This window comes from Mesorhizobium sp. B2-8-9, assembly GCF_006439475.1.
GTDB lineage: Bacteria > Pseudomonadota > Alphaproteobacteria > Rhizobiales > Rhizobiaceae > Mesorhizobium.
In genome coordinates this window covers 77,582-92,353 of record NZ_VFTQ01000005.1, presented here as the reverse complement: position 1 = coordinate 92,353, position 14,772 = coordinate 77,582, and the positions used below count along the sequence as shown (strand labels likewise).

Here is a 14,772-nt window from a genome sequence, read left to right as displayed (position 1 = left end):
CGCGCGACGGCGGCGTGTCCGTTTCGACCTGCAGGTCGGGCGGCATGAATGGCCCTGATGGGCTACCATGGCCGAGTTCCGCCCGCGCCGAAGGCGCGCTGGATTGTCCGGATCGGCTTGCCTTCGCGAGGCGCCTGGCGCGCCGCCTTGCGTCGGTTCCAGAAAGGCGCGGCATCGGGGATCAGCCTCGGACCTTATGGTCCGCCGCCAGCGGGACGCCCCGGACATCAAATTGCAGAAACGCATGAAACATGCCGCCGCCTCGAAAGTTCCTACCCGGAAGGAGTTGGCTCATGATCAACCGAGGCGACGGCGCCGAACCCGGCGATGGCAAAGCGGCTCAACCAGCACACGGCGATGTGGAATTGCTTGCCCGCCGCCTGGCAAAGGATACCGACATCTCGGAGGACGAAGCTCGCGAACTGATCAAGCTTATCGGCCCTGACTGGACTTCACTGGTGAGAGAGGCGAGGTTCCTCAAGGGACGGCACTGATCAAAGGCTTATCGGGATTTTTCCCGCAGCCGGGGCGACCATCTCAGGAAAGGGTGAACCCAGCCCGGCCGCCACGGCGCCGCTCACGCCGCGCCCCTATTTGGCGGCGGCCTTCTTCTTCACTTTCTTTACCGGCTCCTCCACCGGCTCCTGCGCAAGCCTGGCCTTGCGAAGACGCGCCGTTTTGGCAACCCTGGCCGCCGCCTCGCTGTCGATGATGGCGCGCGCGGTTTTTGTAGTGGCCTCGTTCTTGGCGTCGCCTTTCGGCTTGAACACATTCGTATCAGCCATGTGCTACCTCGCTATGCAAACGAAAAAGGCCGGGCGAACCCGACCTTCCCTCAAAGCCCCAGCGCCAGTGCCGGTACATCCGTGGTCAAAGGCGCCGACGCATGGCTTAGGCTGCCTGGAGGTTCTCCGCGGCGCTCTTGCCGCTGCGAGCGTCCTTGACGACGTCAAAGCTTACCTTCTGGCCTTCGACGAGAGAACGCATCCCTGCGCGCTCCACGGCGGAGATGTGAACGAACACGTCCGGCTGGCCGCCGCCCTGTTCGATGAAGCCAAAGCCCTTGGTGGCGTTGAAAAACTTCACGGTTCCAGTAGTCATACGATTTCCTTTCAAATCGACGCAAATTACCGCCGCTTGGCCGAATGCCAAACGTCACGGCTTTCGAAATTGAGAGGGAAGATCGTCGGGCGCAAAGGCCCTGAAACAACGTTCGTTCAACAAGATCGATGTCACACATATAGCGTTTAAACTGACTCCCGGCAAGACAACCCCCGATATATTTATGTAGGACCCTTTTCGGCACCCGACCAGATCCGCCCTCTGATGCAAAAGTGACGATGACGGCGGAACCGACGTCATCGCCGCCAGTTACTCACCATCTTCGTTAGCTCTTGCTTATCTACGCAAAACACCTGTCCGAGCCTGTCGTGCAAGTCGCTCCGATTACCCCTGGCCTCGGCTGCCATTGCGCTAGCGCTCGGCCGGGCATGGAAGAACCAACGATGGCCGAAGTCGGTTCGCACATCGAGAGAGAACGAAGCAACGCGTCGGCGAAGGGACCTTTGCAACGGTTCCTGCGTATGATCGGCCCCGGTTTTATCACCGGCGCATCCGACGACGATCCCTCCGGTATCGGAACTTACAGCCAAGCCGGCGCGCAGCTCGGTTTCAATATCGGCTGGACCATGCTGTTCACCTTCCCGCTGATGGCGGCGATCCAGGAGATCGCCGCCCGCATCGGCCGCACCACCGGCAGGGGGATTTCCGGCAACCTCAGCAGACACTATCCCTCCCCGCTGCTCTACGTCGTGGTAGTGCTGCTTTCCGTTGCCAACGTCATCAATATTGGTGCCGACCTCAGCGCCATGGCGGACGCGTTGGAGCTGCTCATCGGCGGGCCGAGCCCGCTCTATGTCATCGCATTCGCGATCGTCTGTACCTGCGCGATCGTCTTCATCGACTACAGCCGCTACGCGAAAGTGCTCAAATGGACAACTTTGAGCCTCTTCGCCTACGTCATTGCCATGGTCGCCGCGAATGTAGCCTGGGCCGATGCGGCCAAAGGCCTGCTTGTTCCGCACATTGAATGGAGTGGCGCTTTCTTCACCACGCTGCTCGCGATCCTCGGCACGACGATCTCGCCTTATCTGTTCTTCTGGCAGGCCTCGCAGGAGGTCGAGGAGGAGGAACTCAAGCCAAGCGCCAAGCCGCTGCGATGGGCGCCGTGGCAAGCTTCCAGGGCATTCCGGCGGATACGCGCCGATACGCTGGTCGGAATGGCGTTTTCGAATTTGATAGGCGTCGCGATCATCTTCACCACGGCCGCCACGCTTCACAAGGCGGGGGTGACCGATATTGCTTCGTCCACGGACGCGGCCAAGGCTCTGGAGCCAGCCGCCGGAAAGTTCGCCTTCATCATTTTCTCGATGGGAATTATCGGCACCGGGCTTTTGGCTGTGCCGGTGCTGGCGGGGTCAGCGGCTTTTGCCGTCGGCGAAGCCCTGCACTGGACGGTGGGGCTGCAGCGCAAGCCGAAGGAAGCGTTGGCGTTTTACGTCACACTCGCCGCCGCGACCGCTCTTGGCACCGGGATCATGTTTACCCCGATCGATCCGATCAAGGCGCTTTACTGGAGCGCCGTCATCAACGGCATATGCGCCGTTCCCGTGCTGATCGTCATGATGCGAATGGCCGGCCGCAAGGACATCATGGGTGAATTCCCGGTTCAGGGTTGGCTGCGCGCGATGGGATGGCTAACGACAATCACAATGGCAGCCTCGTCGGTGGGCCTTATCGCGCAGTGGTTTGCGTGAATCCTGAGCAGGGGAAAGCGGCCTTTCAGATGCGACAGTCAGGCGATTCATGCGTCGGTCCGGCCAATTGCCTGGCCGCGGCGGTGCTTTGTCGCCGTCAATAACAATTGATGCTTTTAGCTGTGTCGCCGCATGTATTTCTTTCTGGAACAACTTTGGTCGGGCCGTGTTGGTGGTAATCCAACCGCACCAGGAGATTCAGAATGGCGACGACGAAAGCGGCCTCGAACAAGGGCCTCAACGAACTTTTCCATGACACGCTGAAGGATATCTATTTCGCCGAGAAGAAAATCCTGACGACGCTACCCAAGATGGCGAAGGCGGCGCAGGACGACGCGCTGAAAATGGCCTTCGAGAAGCATCGCGACCAGACGGAGGAACATGTCGCCCGTCTCGAGGAAGTGTTCGAGGTAATCGATAAGAAACCGGCGGGCAAGACTTGTGCCGCCATCATAGGCATCACCGAGGAAGGTGCCGAGATCATGGACGAGTACAAGAGCTCGCCCTCGCTCGACGCCGGCCTGCTGGCTGCCGCCCAAGCCGTCGAGCATTACGAGATCTCTCGCTACGGCACGCTCAGGACCTGGGCGCAGGAACTCGGCCTGACGGAGGCCGTCACCTTGCTCGACAAGACGCTGAACGAAGAAAAGGAAACGGACGCCGCGCTCACCCAGCTTGCCGAATCCGCGGTCAACGTGGCGGCTGAAGCCGCATAGCGGACGATCCGCTGACGGTCGCCGAGCCCCGGCAGCTTGCCAGAGCTCTCTGCCACATTGCAGGTCTAATCGAACGTCGGCGGCCGCTGCTGCCCGCGCCACCAACGATCTTAGCTGTTTGTTGGACCGATAATTCGTCGTGAATGGCAGAATTGGCGCGCCGGTTCTTGCAGCGACCCCGGGCCTCTTGACGGTCAAGATCTACAAACCCATATCGCCGCTGAGCTTGGGCCGCTGTCGGCACCAAGCCGTTGCCTGAACTCAATTGTTCGTTCGATTGGAGGACGTTATGAACGATCGCATGTTCGACAGCCCTGTTTTCGTGAAGAGCGGAGACAGCCTCATCCAGGAAATCGCGTGCCTGGAAGATGCCCTGGAATTTCTCTACGCGTGGCCCAAGAACAGGCGCGGAACCATCTTTGAAACGGCACTTCGTGCCTGCCAGCGGGCATTCGACAGCGGCTATCCGCTGACTGCCGCCAGAGATGCTTTTAGCGGTTTCGCAAGGTCGGTCAAAATTCTCGAGGACGTGAGTATGCCCTTGCCATGGATGACCGGCAAAGGCGGCCGCGGCGGCGGACTGACTGTTTGAAAGTTTCGCGGTTATGGGAGTTCGCGATGCTTTCCAAACCTTTCGAGAAACCCCTTCGCGTTTGGGTCGGACTGGGCTTTCCCCGGCAACTGAACACCGTCGTCGATGCCTATCAGTTCGCGACCGACTGGTGCGGCAATAGCCCGGAGCAGAAAGCGGCTATCCGTGCCTGCAAGGCGGCTTTGGTCGGCGAAGTCGACGCGGAAACCGCGCGAGGCGTTTTCGCCGCATTCGCGCGCAAGAAGGATATCCTTGTCGAGGACGGACCAATCCCCCCCGCGATAGAAAAAGCTCGGCCGTCAGATTACCGATAAGGATCGGGGCGCGCCCCGCGACCGCTGTCGGGGCGCCTCACAGCGTGCCGCATGTCATCCGGTCCGCCCCTTGGCACTGGATCGTTGGCCTCGAATGAACGCCCACCAGTCGCGGGAATGATGGGCGTTCAAACAGTTGACGATGAAGGGACTCAAATATCCGTCAAACCGTCCCACAACCACCACGGCGGGCCAAGGTTTCACTGCTTGGACCAAAGCGGCGCTGCGTGCGACTTCAGTCCAAGTGAGTTGTATGTCGCGGCCGGGCCAGCCTGCCTTTCCGGTTTCCAGCAAGTGCCTCATGCCGCCACCGTCTGGAGGAACATCGACTAAATGGAACTTCGATCCTGATTGTCTGTTCATTGGAAGGCGGGCCAACATGACCAGATCGTCGCTTCATCTTCTCAAGGGTACAGGGTATCTGATTTCCACAGTGAGCGTGGCGCTGCTGGCGATCGTCAGCTGGGACAGTGCCTCGAAAAGTCCGTTGCTGATTGCTTGTCTGCTCGGCGGAGCCGCTACCTCGGTTATCGGCATGTTCTGCCGCTGGCTGTCCTACGAAATCGAGAAACGGCAGGAAGAACGGCGGTAAGGCACGAGCCTGGCGACGAGGTCGTATCAGCCTGAGCGGCGCAAGACCCGCGTGACAAGCAGAGTGATCAGGCTGCCGAGGACAATCCATAGGACGATCCCGCCGCCGGATGCCCGAGGCGCCGCCGCGCCGACACTTGCACCAGCGTCGGCCGGCATCGTCGTCCCCGGTTTGGCTACTTCTTCGGCATGGTGCGGCGCAGCCCGGTCGGTTGCATTCGCAACGACCGGCGCGAGGTCGCGCCGGCTGCCGCGCCGTACCGAATAGGCGCGGGTAATCTCGGCGCCGAAAAGAAAAATCTGTGCCGAATAATAGACCCAGACCAGCACCACCATCAGTGCGCCCGCCGCTCCGTAGGACGTCGCTATGGCGCTGGTGCCGATGTACCAGCCGATCAGCGACTTGCCGATGGTGAAGAGCAGCGCCGTGACCAACGCCCCGACGCCCACGTCACGCCATTTGAGCTCCCGGTCCGGCAGGACCTTGTAGATGGCGGCGAAGAGCAGAGCGATCAATGCGAAGGAGACGACCGTGTTGATGCCGCTGACGATCAGCGTTCCAAACGGCAGGCTGCGGTTAATGACCTCGCCAAGCGCGGCGATTGCAGTGCTGGCTGCAAGCGACACCAGCAGCAGGAAGCCGAGCGCCGCCACAAGTCCGAGGCTCACCGCCCTCGCCCGCACCAGGCGCGAAAACGACACGCTGGTGGGCTTGACCTTCCAGATCTCATTCAATGTCTGTTGCATCTCGCCGAAGACGCCGGACGCGGTGATCAAAAGCGTGACCAGCCCGATCAAGGCGGCCAAAGTACCGGACCCGCGCTGCGAGGCGGTCTCGACCGTTGCCTTGAGAAGATCAGCGCTCTGCGGTCCCATGACGCCCGATATCTGTGCCGAGAGCGCCAGTTGCGCGGCATCGTTGCCGATGACGAAGCCGGCGATCGCGACCACGATCAGCAGGATCGGCGCCAGCGAGGTGGTGGCGTAGAAGGCCATCGCCGCGCCGTGGCTCAGCGCATTGTCGGCAATATAGCCGGAGACGCTTTCCTTGAGGATTGTCCAGCCTTCGTTGGCCCAGCGCGGCATCTTCTTCCTCTATTTTGGGCGTGGATCCTTGAGGTCGGCTCCGATGGTGGGGAATTCCCCTGCCCGGCGCCTCGCCACCGCTTCGGCCAGGGCTAGCGCGGCGTTGGTTACTTCAACCTGAACGTCCTTGTCAGCGTCGAGCTCGTCATGGCTGGTTGCATAGGGCTTCCAGTAGCCAATATAGCGGTCGAGTTCGGCAATCTCGCCGACGGGATCGAGCTTCATCGAACGCAGCCAGTCGGCAAGCGCATGCCGCACGTTCGCAGCGCCTTCCGTATCGCCATGAACGACAACCGAAAACAACCGGCCTTCGAGATGGCGGGGATAGCTCCAGCCAGCGAGTTCGGCTTGCTTGGCAAGCGCTGCATCCTTGCCCTGCGTCAAAGACGGATCGGGATTACCACCGTCAGCGCAGACCAGCCGGTCCATCATCAACTTCACCGGCGAGGAGGTCTGGTACCAGTTGACGGGCGTGACGATCATCACGCCATGCGCCTCGACCCAAAGGGGATAAATGTCGTTCATCCAGTCGTGCACCTGGCCGAGCGAATGGTTCGGATAGCACGAGCACGGCCAGTGGCAGAGCGCCGCCGCTGTCGAGAAGCAGGCCTTGCAAGGGTAGATCCTGCGGCCATATTCGGAAGCGAGCCGCGACAGATCGAGCACTTCAACGGAAAAGCCCGGCCTGCCGGCAATGGCGCGGCGCGCCAGTTCGACGAGACGAAAGCTTTTCGACATTTCGCCCGGGCAAGTATGCTCGCTGCGTGAGGAGCCGTTGATGATCAGGATGCGCGACGGTGCAGTTCTGTCCTCGTGGCGCCGTTGCGCGGCCTTGACCGCATCGTGAGCGGCGATCCATTCGACGGAGAGATCGTAGCTCGGGTCGTGAAAACCCTCCCCCGCTTTGCGGGTCACCGGACTTTTGCGTTCCTCGCTATAGGCCTGCCAAGCGATTTCGGCCAGCCTGCCTATGGCTTCGGCCTCCGGCTCGAAGGCCGGATCGTAGAACAGCTTCCTGTAGCGTTGCTTGAACTCGCTCTCGCCGAGACGCGGGCTGGGCATGCCCTTGCGCGGTTCGACGCCGCCACCGTTTAATTCCGTGTCCACTGCCATGTACTGCCCCAAGCTCGGAGCGGGCCGGGTGGGACAAGAGCTCGACTGCCTTTTCGTTGGCCAGGGCGGGAAGCCGGAGAAACCAGCCCTGTTCTCTTTGCCACCAGGTCCGGCTGACGCGGCCCGCAAGTCACAATCCTGTGCCGGTGCAATGGTTCCCAATGGCACAGGCAGCCCAGCAGGATCGCCAAAAGCAGCGGTGAATTTGCAATGAGAAACAACGGGCCTATATTTAGCTGACTAAGTGATTCATGGCGCGGTGAACCGATGGCCAAGAAGAAGCACACACGGCCGGCTTCCACTGTTTCGGCGGCTTCCGAGGCCGAGATCCTCGAAGCGGCTTACTTTGCCCGCAAATGCGGCCTCACGCGTGAGGAGGCATTGCAGATGATACGCGAGGCCCACAACTTGCCGGCCGCCAAGGCGACCGAGGGCGAGAAGCGCAAGCATTGAACCCTTGTTGTTGAAGACGGCCTCATTGGCCGGTCTGCGGCGGAATTTCGCCCGGCTTAATCACCGGCATGTCGCTGCCTGTCGGGGGCGGCGGCGTCGCGTTCTTGTCGCCGGTCGGCGGCGGCTTCAGCACGCCGCCGCAATTGCCGAGTTTTTTCGACAGCTCATCGGTGTCGGCCTGCTGCTTCTGTTTCTGCTGCTGGTCGTTGGCGTCGGGCTTGGCCTGGCAGTTCTGCGCCTGTTGGTCGTTCGGCTGGGCGGCATTCTGGGCCACCGCCGGCAGGGCCGGGATCAGGGTGACGACTGCAATGAGAAGCGCTTTCTTCATGAGATCCTCCTCATGGGTGTCAGTAACCCCCGATGATCGGCAGGATTTCGCCGGTGATGTAGCTTGAGCATTGCGGCGAGGCCAGGAACACGTAGGCCGGCGCGATCTCTTCCGGCTGGGCGGGCCGCTTCATCGGCGTCTTGGCGCCGAACTGCGAAACGTCTTCCGCTTGTTTTTCGGATGGGTTGAGCGGCGTCCAGACCGGACCCGGCGCCACCGCATTGACGCGGATGCCCTTCGAGATGAGGTTGCCGGAGAGAGCGCGGGTGAAGGCGTGAATGCCGCCCTTGGTCATCGAGTAGTCGACCAGTTCCTTCGAACCCTCGATGCCGGTGACCGAACCTGTGTTGATGATGGCAGAACCGGGCGCCATGTGCAGCACAGCTTCCTGAGCCATATGGAAATAGCCGTAGAGATTGGTCTTCAGCGTGGTGTCGAAATGCTCCTCGGTCAGATCGGCGAAATCGGCCGAGTGGATTTGAAAGGCAGCATTGTTGACCAGCACGTCGAGCTTGCCGAAGGCCTTGAGCGTCTCCGCCACCGCCTTGCGGCAGAAGGCGCGTTCGGCGACATCGCCGCGCAAGGTGATGCAGCGCCTGCCCTCCGCCTCGATCGCATGCTTAGTCGCCTCGGCATCGCGGTCCTCGCTGAGATAGGCGATGGCGACATCGGCACCCTCGCGTGCGAACAGCACGGCCACAGCGCGGCCGATGCCGGAATCGCCGCCGGTGATCAGCGCGACCTTGTCTTTGAGCTTGCCCGACCCTTGCCAGAAGGGCGCATCATAAAGCGGCGCGGGCTCGATCGCCCATTCCTCACCGGGCTTGGGATGATGCTGCCTGGGGAAAGGCGGCGTGGGGTATTTGCGCGCGCCGGCCTGCATGGCGCCCGGCGCTTCCGGCTTCGGCTTGCTGCGGTCCGTGGCATCGACCTTGCGCTGCACGCCGCGCTGCCTGTTCGCGGCCTTCGCCGTGTCTGTCTTCTTGGCGGTCGCTGATTTTCTGGCTGTATCGGTTTTCGTTCGGCTGCTGGTCGGCATGGTCATCTCCTTTCGGAGGACAACGCATGCCAACGGAAAAGGTTGGCCCTTGGATCGCCGCACCTCGCCAAGATGCCTGCGCGTACATCAAAGTTAAATGCGGCCGCCGGGCCGCGGTGCTAACGCTTGGTCGCTGGGGGACTCTTCAGGAGGAGTCCACATGGACGTTCGAACTCTCATCGGCAGTCTCTCGGCCGCAATGCTGCGCCGGCGCGCCGCAGCGCCACCAGTCCCCGTCAGGGTGATCCGCGCTTCGCTGGCCGAGGTGCCGCTCAGGCCGCGCCCACGTCCGCCGCACCGCCCGGCGCCGCCGGCCCGGCCCGCGAGCAATATGTAGCCTCGGATTTGCAGCCTCGGACCAGCCGGCCGGATGCAACCGACTGCCGAAGTCATCGTTTACTGCCATCCGCAATTTTTACGGTGAAACATGAAATCCATGCGTACGAACAGCACGCTTTTTATTCTCGCCGCCACCATGATCACGACCGCTCCCTTTGTCGGTCTTGCGTGGCGCACGCGCGAGTGGCTCGGATGGTGAAGGACCGATGAGCCGTTTCCTGCCCCTCACCATCCGCTTCGTCAGCGGCGGCACGATGGTGGTCACCACCGTTGCCGAGGCCAAGAAGGCGCTTGGAGGCGCTTGGAAGAACAAGGAGGCGCCAGCCTATCTCGAAGCGGCCCGGCTGGTGGACGACGCGATCGCCGGCACCTGCCGCCCGGCCATCGCCTTTGCCGCCTTCAAGAAGGTCGCCGCGCAGCAGGGCCTGCTGAGGCCGGCCCAGCCGAGTGCCGCGCTTACCATGCTGGACGAGTTGTGGTCGCGCTCCAAGACCCCGCGCAGCTAGATGCCTATCTCGGCTCGCGCGTCATGCTGAGATAGGTTGGATCGAATTCGGCGATCGCAACCAGCCGCTCCCAGTCAAGGATCGTGATCATATGGTTCGTCCAGCTGACCACGTTCATGCGGCGCAGCGTGCCGATGACCCGGTTCATATGGACGACGGAGAGGCCGAGCACGTCGGCGAGCTCGGCCTGCGACAGCGGCAGATGGAAGGTCATCTCGCGCGTCTTTTTCACCACCTGCAGCCTGACGAACAGCTCGCATATCAAATGCGCGAGATGAGAGGTCTTGGAGCGGCGCCCCATGGCCACGATCCATTCGCGATGGATGGCGCCGTCGACCAGCGTGTCCAGCCACAACAGCCGGGTAAGGTGCGGCGCCTGCTCGGTAATCGTCTTGAGCTTGCTATGCTCCGCTGCGGCGACATGGCAGGGAGATAGCGCGACGATGCCATGGTCCATCGTCTTCAGCAAAAAAGCATGAAGGTCGACGAAATCGCCCGCGACCTGCAGCGAGGTGAACTGGCGGCCGCCATGCTCCAACACCTTGTAGCGGGCGGCAAACCCGTCGATGATGAGCGTGCTGTAGATCGGCCGCGTGCCTTCCGTGACGATATCCTCGCCGGCGGCGACGTATCTTTCGAGCGACATGGCGCCGGCGAGGAGCGCCTTCTCTTCCTCTGACAGGACGTCATGCTGGCCGAGGTTGAGGTAAAGCGATTCCAGCATCCGCGGTTCTCCATGGGCAACAGCTAACGCCGCAGGGCTGGGCCGGTTGCAGTCGGCCGCGCAGCAAGGGCCGGCGCGCCGCGGATTTCCCTGAGGATCAACCGCTTGGAACCATGATCGGGGCCAGGGATTGAACTTGCCAAACGCCCGGAGTGCTTCACCGATGGAACGCTATTATTTCGACCTCCATAACGCCGAGCATGGCCAGATTGACGACCACGGGCAGCTTTTTGCCGACCGCGAGCGTGCCCGTCTTGAGGCGTTGCGCATCCTGCACGACATTGCCCGCGACGAGGCGCCCGGGACCGAACAGTTGAAGATCACCGTGAAGCTGCGCACCGAGAAGGAGCAGATATTCGAGGCGTCGCTGACGCTGGACTCAGCCTGGAAGTGAGGCCTTTGCCATCAGCATCGCATCCCGCCGGAGCCAAGCATGTTCGCCGATTTTGACACATTGGAAGTAGACACTGGCGAGGCGCGTATCTTCGTCCGCTATGGCGGCAGCGGGCCCGGCCTGCTCCTGCTGCACGGCTTTCCCGAAACGCATGCGATGTGGCGCGACATTGCGCCCAGCCTGGCGCGGGATTTCAGCGTCGTCTGTACCGATCTGCGCGGTTATGGGCAAAGCTCCTGCCCGCCATCGGCCGCCGACCATACGCCCTACGGCAAGCGCGCCATGGCCGCCGACATGGCGGCGCTCATGGAGGACCTCGGCTTCCAACGTTTCCTGGTCGCTGGCCATGATCGCGGCGGGCGCGTCGCCTACCGGCTGGCGCTCGATCATCCGGGCCGCGTCGAGAAGCTCGCCGTGCTCGACATCGTCCCTACCGCCGAGGTCTGGGACCGGGCCGATGCCAAGCTGGCGCTAGGCTTTTGGCCATGGTCGCTGCTGGCGCAGCCCGAGCCGCTGCCGGAGACGATATTGGCGGCGACGGCCGAAGCAATCGTCGACAATGCGCTTTCCGGCTGGGGATCCGCAGCCGACGCGTTCCCGCCCGGCGTGCGGCAGGCTTACGTCGATGCGCTGCGCGATCCGGCGCATATCCACGCCATCTGCGAACAGTATCGCGCGGCGGCTTCGCTCGACCGGCTGCACGACCATGCGGACCGCGAGGCCGGCCGGCGTATATCCTGCCCCGTGCTGGCGCTGTGGAGCCAGCATGGCGCGCTGGCCGAATGGTATCGGGACGAAGACGGACCGCTGGGCATATGGCGGAACTGGGCCGACGATGCCAGCGGCGGGGCGATGCCCGGCGGCCATTTCTTTCCGGAGGAATCGCCGATCGAAACGGCGGCCACGCTCGACGCCTTCTTTTCCGGAAGATAGAGACGATCCTTTCCGGCAGATGGCGCCGGCCGGCGAAGCGGCCGGTCGGCCTGGCTCACCTCAGCATCAGCCAGAGCAACGGCAGGGCCGCCAGGCCGATCGCCATTGTGATGAGCGCGGCATGGCCGAGACGCTCTGCGCGCCTGGCAATATCGGCGACCTCGTCCTCGTCATTGATGATGTCGAGGAACGAAAGATCGGCAAGGGTGGTACGCTGGTTGTCATTGGCAGGCAGGCTTTCGGCATCCTGCCGAGCGGGCTTTGCAGAGATATAGGTCAAAACGTCGTCTCGCTCCGAGGTCGGCTGCGCGGCCTTCTGTTTATGGATAACGGTGCCCGCCGGAATTGCGCGGGGCTGACCGGCGGGCACCATGATAGCCGGCGATGGAGGGGGCTTTCTCGTCGGCCGCTCACCAATTCGCAAAAGGAGGTTTGGTTGCACAAGCCAGCCCAATGCGCTGGCCGGATCGGACTTCAGTCTGACGAGTCACAAAATGTTTCGACCGGAACATCGGTTGCCGACGCCTGTTGCCCTTACTCAGGGATGTTGGACGCGTCCTTGAATTCACCCTCAAGAAAAATCCGAATTAACGGAGAATTCGATATGCCCAATCAAGGCGGAACCCACGAACAGCACGTCAAGGCCGGCCAGCAGAGCCACAAGAACCGCGAAGACCAGCATCGCGGCAGCGGGCAGCAGCAGGCCGAGGACCGCAACATGGGTCAGCGGAGCGCCGGCCAGCACCGAGGTGGCAGCGGCAACTTCGCCGAAGACCGCCAGCGCGCCTCCGAGGCCGGCCGTAAAGGCGGTCAGCGCTGAATTCAATGGCGTCCGTGTCCTTCACGGACGCCATTTCATCTGCCCGCGGGATCGACCCCGCGATGGAACTTCTGCCCCGCCCTCCAGTTCCTCTTCAGTCGGTTGCCCAGGCTGCCGCCGCAGGATGTTTGAACGGAGGCATCAATGTCGCTGCAAACACTTCATCCCGAACAGGTGGATGAGACCCGCATGCAAGCCTACTCGACCTTCGGTCCGTTGCTGATCCAAGCACTGGCGCAGAAACTTGGGCACTGCCAGGGCATGCGCGAGTTGGACAAGCTCGAACAATCGCTTGTTCGCCTGGTCGAGGAGACCGACGTCGCCGCCCCGCACGGCGAGGAGATGAAGGAATTCGCCGTAGAACTCGTCGTGTCGACGCTGCGCAATGTGCGCGAGCATCCCGACGCCAAGCAAGATCTGGAAGAGATCGACGGACGTCGCGCCGAAGGCCGTTCGGAAGACCCGGATACGCTGGAGGAGCAGTTGCAGTCCGGCCTTGAGGACTCCTTTCCGGCAAGCGATCCGCCGGCCGTGGTCTCGACTGCGATCACCGGCGGCTCGAAGGACATCGTCGGCACCGACGAGGTGCTGCGCCGCAAGAAGGAAGCGCGCCGCAGGCACTCCCAGACAGCGAACTGATACGGCGGAAATCGAAGGAGGCCTGCGATGACCCAGGCGAACGACAATATACCGAACCGGCCGGGCGCCGCCGATGCGACGGCGACCGGCAATTTGCCGACCAAGGGCGGCGACGATCCCGACGTGCGCTTCCTGGCGGAGAACACCGATCTGTCGCCGAAGCAGGCACGTGAACTGATCCGGGAGCACGGGCACGACCGCGACAAACTCTTGAAGATCGCACGGACCATGAAAGCGGAAGGCTGACGGTTCTCCAAGGACGGAGGCAACCGGCCTTCTCGAAAGCGAGGTTAAGATGAGCAATTCACCCAATACCGGACGTCCCGGAACCTCCGATCAATGGCCGCGCTGGGAAGGCCCGAAAGCCAACAAGCCGCGCGGCTATCTACCGGCCAAGGATGATCCCGACGAGGATCGCGACGCGGCCGACGAGAACAACAAGGATCCGGAACGGGCCGACCTCGGCGACGTCGCCAAGAAAAAGGGTTCCTGAGACTCTCAATCACTCAGCGCAACAAGGAGCAGGACAATGCCACGCGGAGATAAATCGAAATACACCGACAAGCAGGAACGCAAGGCCGACCATATCGCCGAAGGCTACGAGAAGCGCGGCGTGTCCGAGAAAGAAGCCGAGCGGCGCGCCTGGGCGACGGTCAACAAGGACGACGCCGGCGGCAAGAAGGCAGGCGGCTCCGGCCGCGGCAAGCACACTGGCCATCCGGCGGCGCATAAGGGCGGGAAAGCTGGCGGCAAGGCTTCGGGCGAGCGATCGGCGGCCGCGCGCTCCGCTTCCGCGAAGAAGGCAGCGGCCACGCGCAAGCGCAATGCGGAGCACCACGCCCATCATTGAGGACTTTGCCTTCTCCCCTTCTTGTGGAGAAGGCAAGAGCCTCACAGCGGCATCTCCGAGGTCTGCTTGATCGTCTGGCTTGGCACATCCGTCTTGACGTTCTGCACGCCCTTGATGCGGCTCAGATGCTCCGACTGGAAGCGGCGGTAGTCGTCGATGCCGGCCGCCACGATCCGTACCATCGCGTCGCAGTCGCCCAGCATCAGATAGCACTCCATCACTTCGGGGAATTTCGCCACCTCGGCGGCGAAATGCTCGATCGTATCCTCATCCTGCTGCTTCAGCCAGATGCGGGTGAAGAAGGTCTGGCCGCGGCCGATCTTGGCCGGGTTGAGCACCGCGACGTAGCGGTCGATGACGCCGGCCTCCTCCAGCAACTTGACGCGGCGCAGGCAAGGCGACGGAGAGAGGCCGACTTCGTTGGCCAGATCGTTGTTGGCCATGCGCCCGTCGCGCTGCAGGGCGCGCAGAATGCGCCTGTCGATCTCATCCAGCTTCATAGTGCCAAATTCCAATATT

At 62.3% G+C, this 14,772-nt stretch carries 23 protein-coding genes and 1 pseudogene; 15 read left to right on the top strand and 9 right to left on the bottom strand.

The window, feature by feature from the left end:
• Window positions 1-293 precede the first annotated feature (293 nt).
• On the top strand, window positions 294-494 hold the full coding sequence (locus FJ423_RS08255; RefSeq protein ID WP_140840705.1) for a hypothetical protein: 201 nt from the start codon (window positions 294-296) through the stop codon (window positions 492-494).
• Window positions 495-590: 96 nt separating this feature from the next.
• On the opposite strand, the gene FJ423_RS08250 is transcribed toward FJ423_RS08255, so the two are convergent.
• Both FJ423_RS08250 and FJ423_RS08245 read right to left on the bottom strand, forming a co-directional pair.
• Complete coding sequence (locus FJ423_RS08250; protein WP_140543027.1) at window positions 591-785, bottom strand: hypothetical protein; 195 nt, start codon at window positions 783-785, stop codon at window positions 591-593.
• A gap of 106 nt (window positions 786-891) precedes the next feature.
• A complete protein-coding gene (locus FJ423_RS08245; RefSeq protein WP_095768399.1) occupies window positions 892-1,101 on the bottom strand; it encodes a cold-shock protein in 210 nt (69 codons plus the stop codon).
• Between the two features lie 404 nt (window positions 1,102-1,505).
• Between FJ423_RS08245 and FJ423_RS08240 the strand changes: the two genes are divergently transcribed.
• The 5 genes from FJ423_RS08240 to FJ423_RS08220 all read left to right on the top strand — a co-directional run bounded on the left by FJ423_RS08240 (window position 1,506) and on the right by FJ423_RS08220 (window position 5,030).
• A complete protein-coding gene (locus tag FJ423_RS08240; RefSeq protein WP_140840703.1) occupies window positions 1,506-2,816 on the top strand; it encodes an Nramp family divalent metal transporter in 1,311 nt (436 codons plus the stop codon).
• Window positions 2,817-3,019: 203 nt separating this feature from the next.
• Window positions 3,020-3,532 (top strand): ferritin-like domain-containing protein, encoded by a 513-nt coding sequence (locus tag FJ423_RS08235; RefSeq protein WP_140840701.1) that lies wholly within the window; start codon window positions 3,020-3,022, stop codon window positions 3,530-3,532.
• 289 nt (window positions 3,533-3,821) lie between these two features.
• The gene (locus FJ423_RS08230; protein WP_140840699.1) at window positions 3,822-4,124 is read left to right on the top strand and encodes a DUF982 domain-containing protein; all 303 of its coding nucleotides are present in this window, start codon (window positions 3,822-3,824) and stop codon (window positions 4,122-4,124) included.
• Entirely contained in the window at window positions 4,121-4,438 is a 318-nt protein-coding gene (locus FJ423_RS08225; RefSeq protein WP_224610576.1) for a DUF982 domain-containing protein, read from the top strand. The genes FJ423_RS08230 and FJ423_RS08225 overlap by 4 nt, the downstream gene beginning before the upstream one ends.
• A 379-nt stretch (window positions 4,439-4,817) precedes the next feature.
• Window positions 4,818-5,030: a hypothetical protein gene (locus FJ423_RS08220; protein WP_140681722.1), complete on the top strand. Its 213-nt coding sequence runs from the start codon at window positions 4,818-4,820 to the stop codon at window positions 5,028-5,030.
• A 26-nt stretch (window positions 5,031-5,056) separates the two neighbouring features.
• On the opposite strand, the gene FJ423_RS08215 is transcribed toward FJ423_RS08220, so the two are convergent.
• Both FJ423_RS08215 and FJ423_RS08210 read right to left on the bottom strand, forming a co-directional pair.
• Window positions 5,057-6,115, bottom strand: coding sequence for a YihY/virulence factor BrkB family protein (locus FJ423_RS08215; protein ID WP_140840697.1), 1,059 nt, complete (start codon window positions 6,113-6,115; stop codon window positions 5,057-5,059).
• Between the two features lie 9 nt (window positions 6,116-6,124).
• Window positions 6,125-7,228, bottom strand: a complete 1,104-nt coding sequence (locus FJ423_RS08210) for a flavodoxin family protein (protein ID WP_095768393.1) — start codon at window positions 7,226-7,228, stop codon at window positions 6,125-6,127.
• Between the two features lie 267 nt (window positions 7,229-7,495).
• Here FJ423_RS08210 and FJ423_RS08205 point away from each other — a divergent pair, with 267 nt between their 5' ends.
• Complete coding sequence (locus FJ423_RS08205) at window positions 7,496-7,681, top strand: hypothetical protein (RefSeq protein ID WP_140840695.1); 186 nt, start codon at window positions 7,496-7,498, stop codon at window positions 7,679-7,681.
• A gap of 22 nt (window positions 7,682-7,703) precedes the next feature.
• Here the strand turns inward: FJ423_RS08205 and FJ423_RS08200 are convergent, their stop codons facing one another.
• Together FJ423_RS08200 and FJ423_RS08195 are read right to left on the bottom strand one after the other, a co-directional pair.
• The gene (locus FJ423_RS08200) at window positions 7,704-8,009 is read right to left on the bottom strand and encodes a hypothetical protein (RefSeq protein ID WP_095768391.1); all 306 of its coding nucleotides are present in this window, start codon (window positions 8,007-8,009) and stop codon (window positions 7,704-7,706) included.
• A 19-nt stretch (window positions 8,010-8,028) separates the two neighbouring features.
• Window positions 8,029-9,048: an SDR family oxidoreductase gene (locus FJ423_RS08195; protein WP_140840693.1), complete on the bottom strand. Its 1,020-nt coding sequence runs from the start codon at window positions 9,046-9,048 to the stop codon at window positions 8,029-8,031.
• A gap of 545 nt (window positions 9,049-9,593) precedes the next feature.
• Between FJ423_RS08195 and FJ423_RS08190 the strand changes: the two genes are divergently transcribed.
• Window positions 9,594-9,893, top strand: a complete 300-nt coding sequence (locus tag FJ423_RS08190) for a DUF982 domain-containing protein (RefSeq protein ID WP_095768390.1) — start codon at window positions 9,594-9,596, stop codon at window positions 9,891-9,893.
• 4 nt (window positions 9,894-9,897) lie between these two features.
• On the opposite strand, the gene FJ423_RS08185 is transcribed toward FJ423_RS08190, so the two are convergent.
• Complete coding sequence (locus FJ423_RS08185) at window positions 9,898-10,617, bottom strand: Crp/Fnr family transcriptional regulator (protein WP_140840691.1); 720 nt, start codon at window positions 10,615-10,617, stop codon at window positions 9,898-9,900.
• A gap of 163 nt (window positions 10,618-10,780) precedes the next feature.
• Here FJ423_RS08185 and FJ423_RS08180 point away from each other — a divergent pair, with 163 nt between their 5' ends.
• Together FJ423_RS08180 and FJ423_RS08175 are read left to right on the top strand one after the other, a co-directional pair.
• Window positions 10,781-11,011: a hypothetical protein gene (locus tag FJ423_RS08180; protein ID WP_095768388.1), complete on the top strand. Its 231-nt coding sequence runs from the start codon at window positions 10,781-10,783 to the stop codon at window positions 11,009-11,011.
• A gap of 39 nt (window positions 11,012-11,050) precedes the next feature.
• Window positions 11,051-11,944: an alpha/beta hydrolase gene (locus FJ423_RS08175; protein ID WP_140840689.1), complete on the top strand. Its 894-nt coding sequence runs from the start codon at window positions 11,051-11,053 to the stop codon at window positions 11,942-11,944.
• 55 nt (window positions 11,945-11,999) lie between these two features.
• On the opposite strand, the gene FJ423_RS08170 is transcribed toward FJ423_RS08175, so the two are convergent.
• Complete coding sequence (locus FJ423_RS08170) at window positions 12,000-12,224, bottom strand: hypothetical protein (protein ID WP_140840687.1); 225 nt, start codon at window positions 12,222-12,224, stop codon at window positions 12,000-12,002.
• Window positions 12,225-12,662: 438 nt separating this feature from the next.
• Here FJ423_RS08170 and FJ423_RS08165 point away from each other — a divergent pair.
• The 5 genes and pseudogenes from FJ423_RS08165 to FJ423_RS08145 all read left to right on the top strand — a co-directional run.
• A pseudogene (locus FJ423_RS08165) lies at window positions 12,663-12,758 on the top strand (KGG domain-containing protein); the annotation flags it as partial.
• A gap of 150 nt (window positions 12,759-12,908) precedes the next feature.
• Window positions 12,909-13,403 (top strand): hypothetical protein, encoded by a 495-nt coding sequence (locus tag FJ423_RS08160; protein WP_140840685.1) that lies wholly within the window; start codon window positions 12,909-12,911, stop codon window positions 13,401-13,403.
• A 27-nt stretch (window positions 13,404-13,430) separates the two neighbouring features.
• Window positions 13,431-13,649, top strand: coding sequence for a hypothetical protein (locus FJ423_RS08155; protein ID WP_140840683.1), 219 nt, complete (start codon window positions 13,431-13,433; stop codon window positions 13,647-13,649).
• Between the two features lie 49 nt (window positions 13,650-13,698).
• A complete protein-coding gene (locus FJ423_RS08150) occupies window positions 13,699-13,896 on the top strand; it encodes a hypothetical protein (protein ID WP_140543043.1) in 198 nt (65 codons plus the stop codon).
• Between the two features lie 36 nt (window positions 13,897-13,932).
• Window positions 13,933-14,253: a plasmid stabilization protein gene (locus FJ423_RS08145; protein WP_095768382.1), complete on the top strand. Its 321-nt coding sequence runs from the start codon at window positions 13,933-13,935 to the stop codon at window positions 14,251-14,253.
• 41 nt (window positions 14,254-14,294) lie between these two features.
• On the opposite strand, the gene FJ423_RS08140 is transcribed toward FJ423_RS08145, so the two are convergent.
• The gene (locus tag FJ423_RS08140; protein ID WP_140840681.1) at window positions 14,295-14,753 is read right to left on the bottom strand and encodes an Lrp/AsnC family transcriptional regulator; all 459 of its coding nucleotides are present in this window, start codon (window positions 14,751-14,753) and stop codon (window positions 14,295-14,297) included.
• Between the last annotated feature and the right edge of the window lie 19 nt (window positions 14,754-14,772).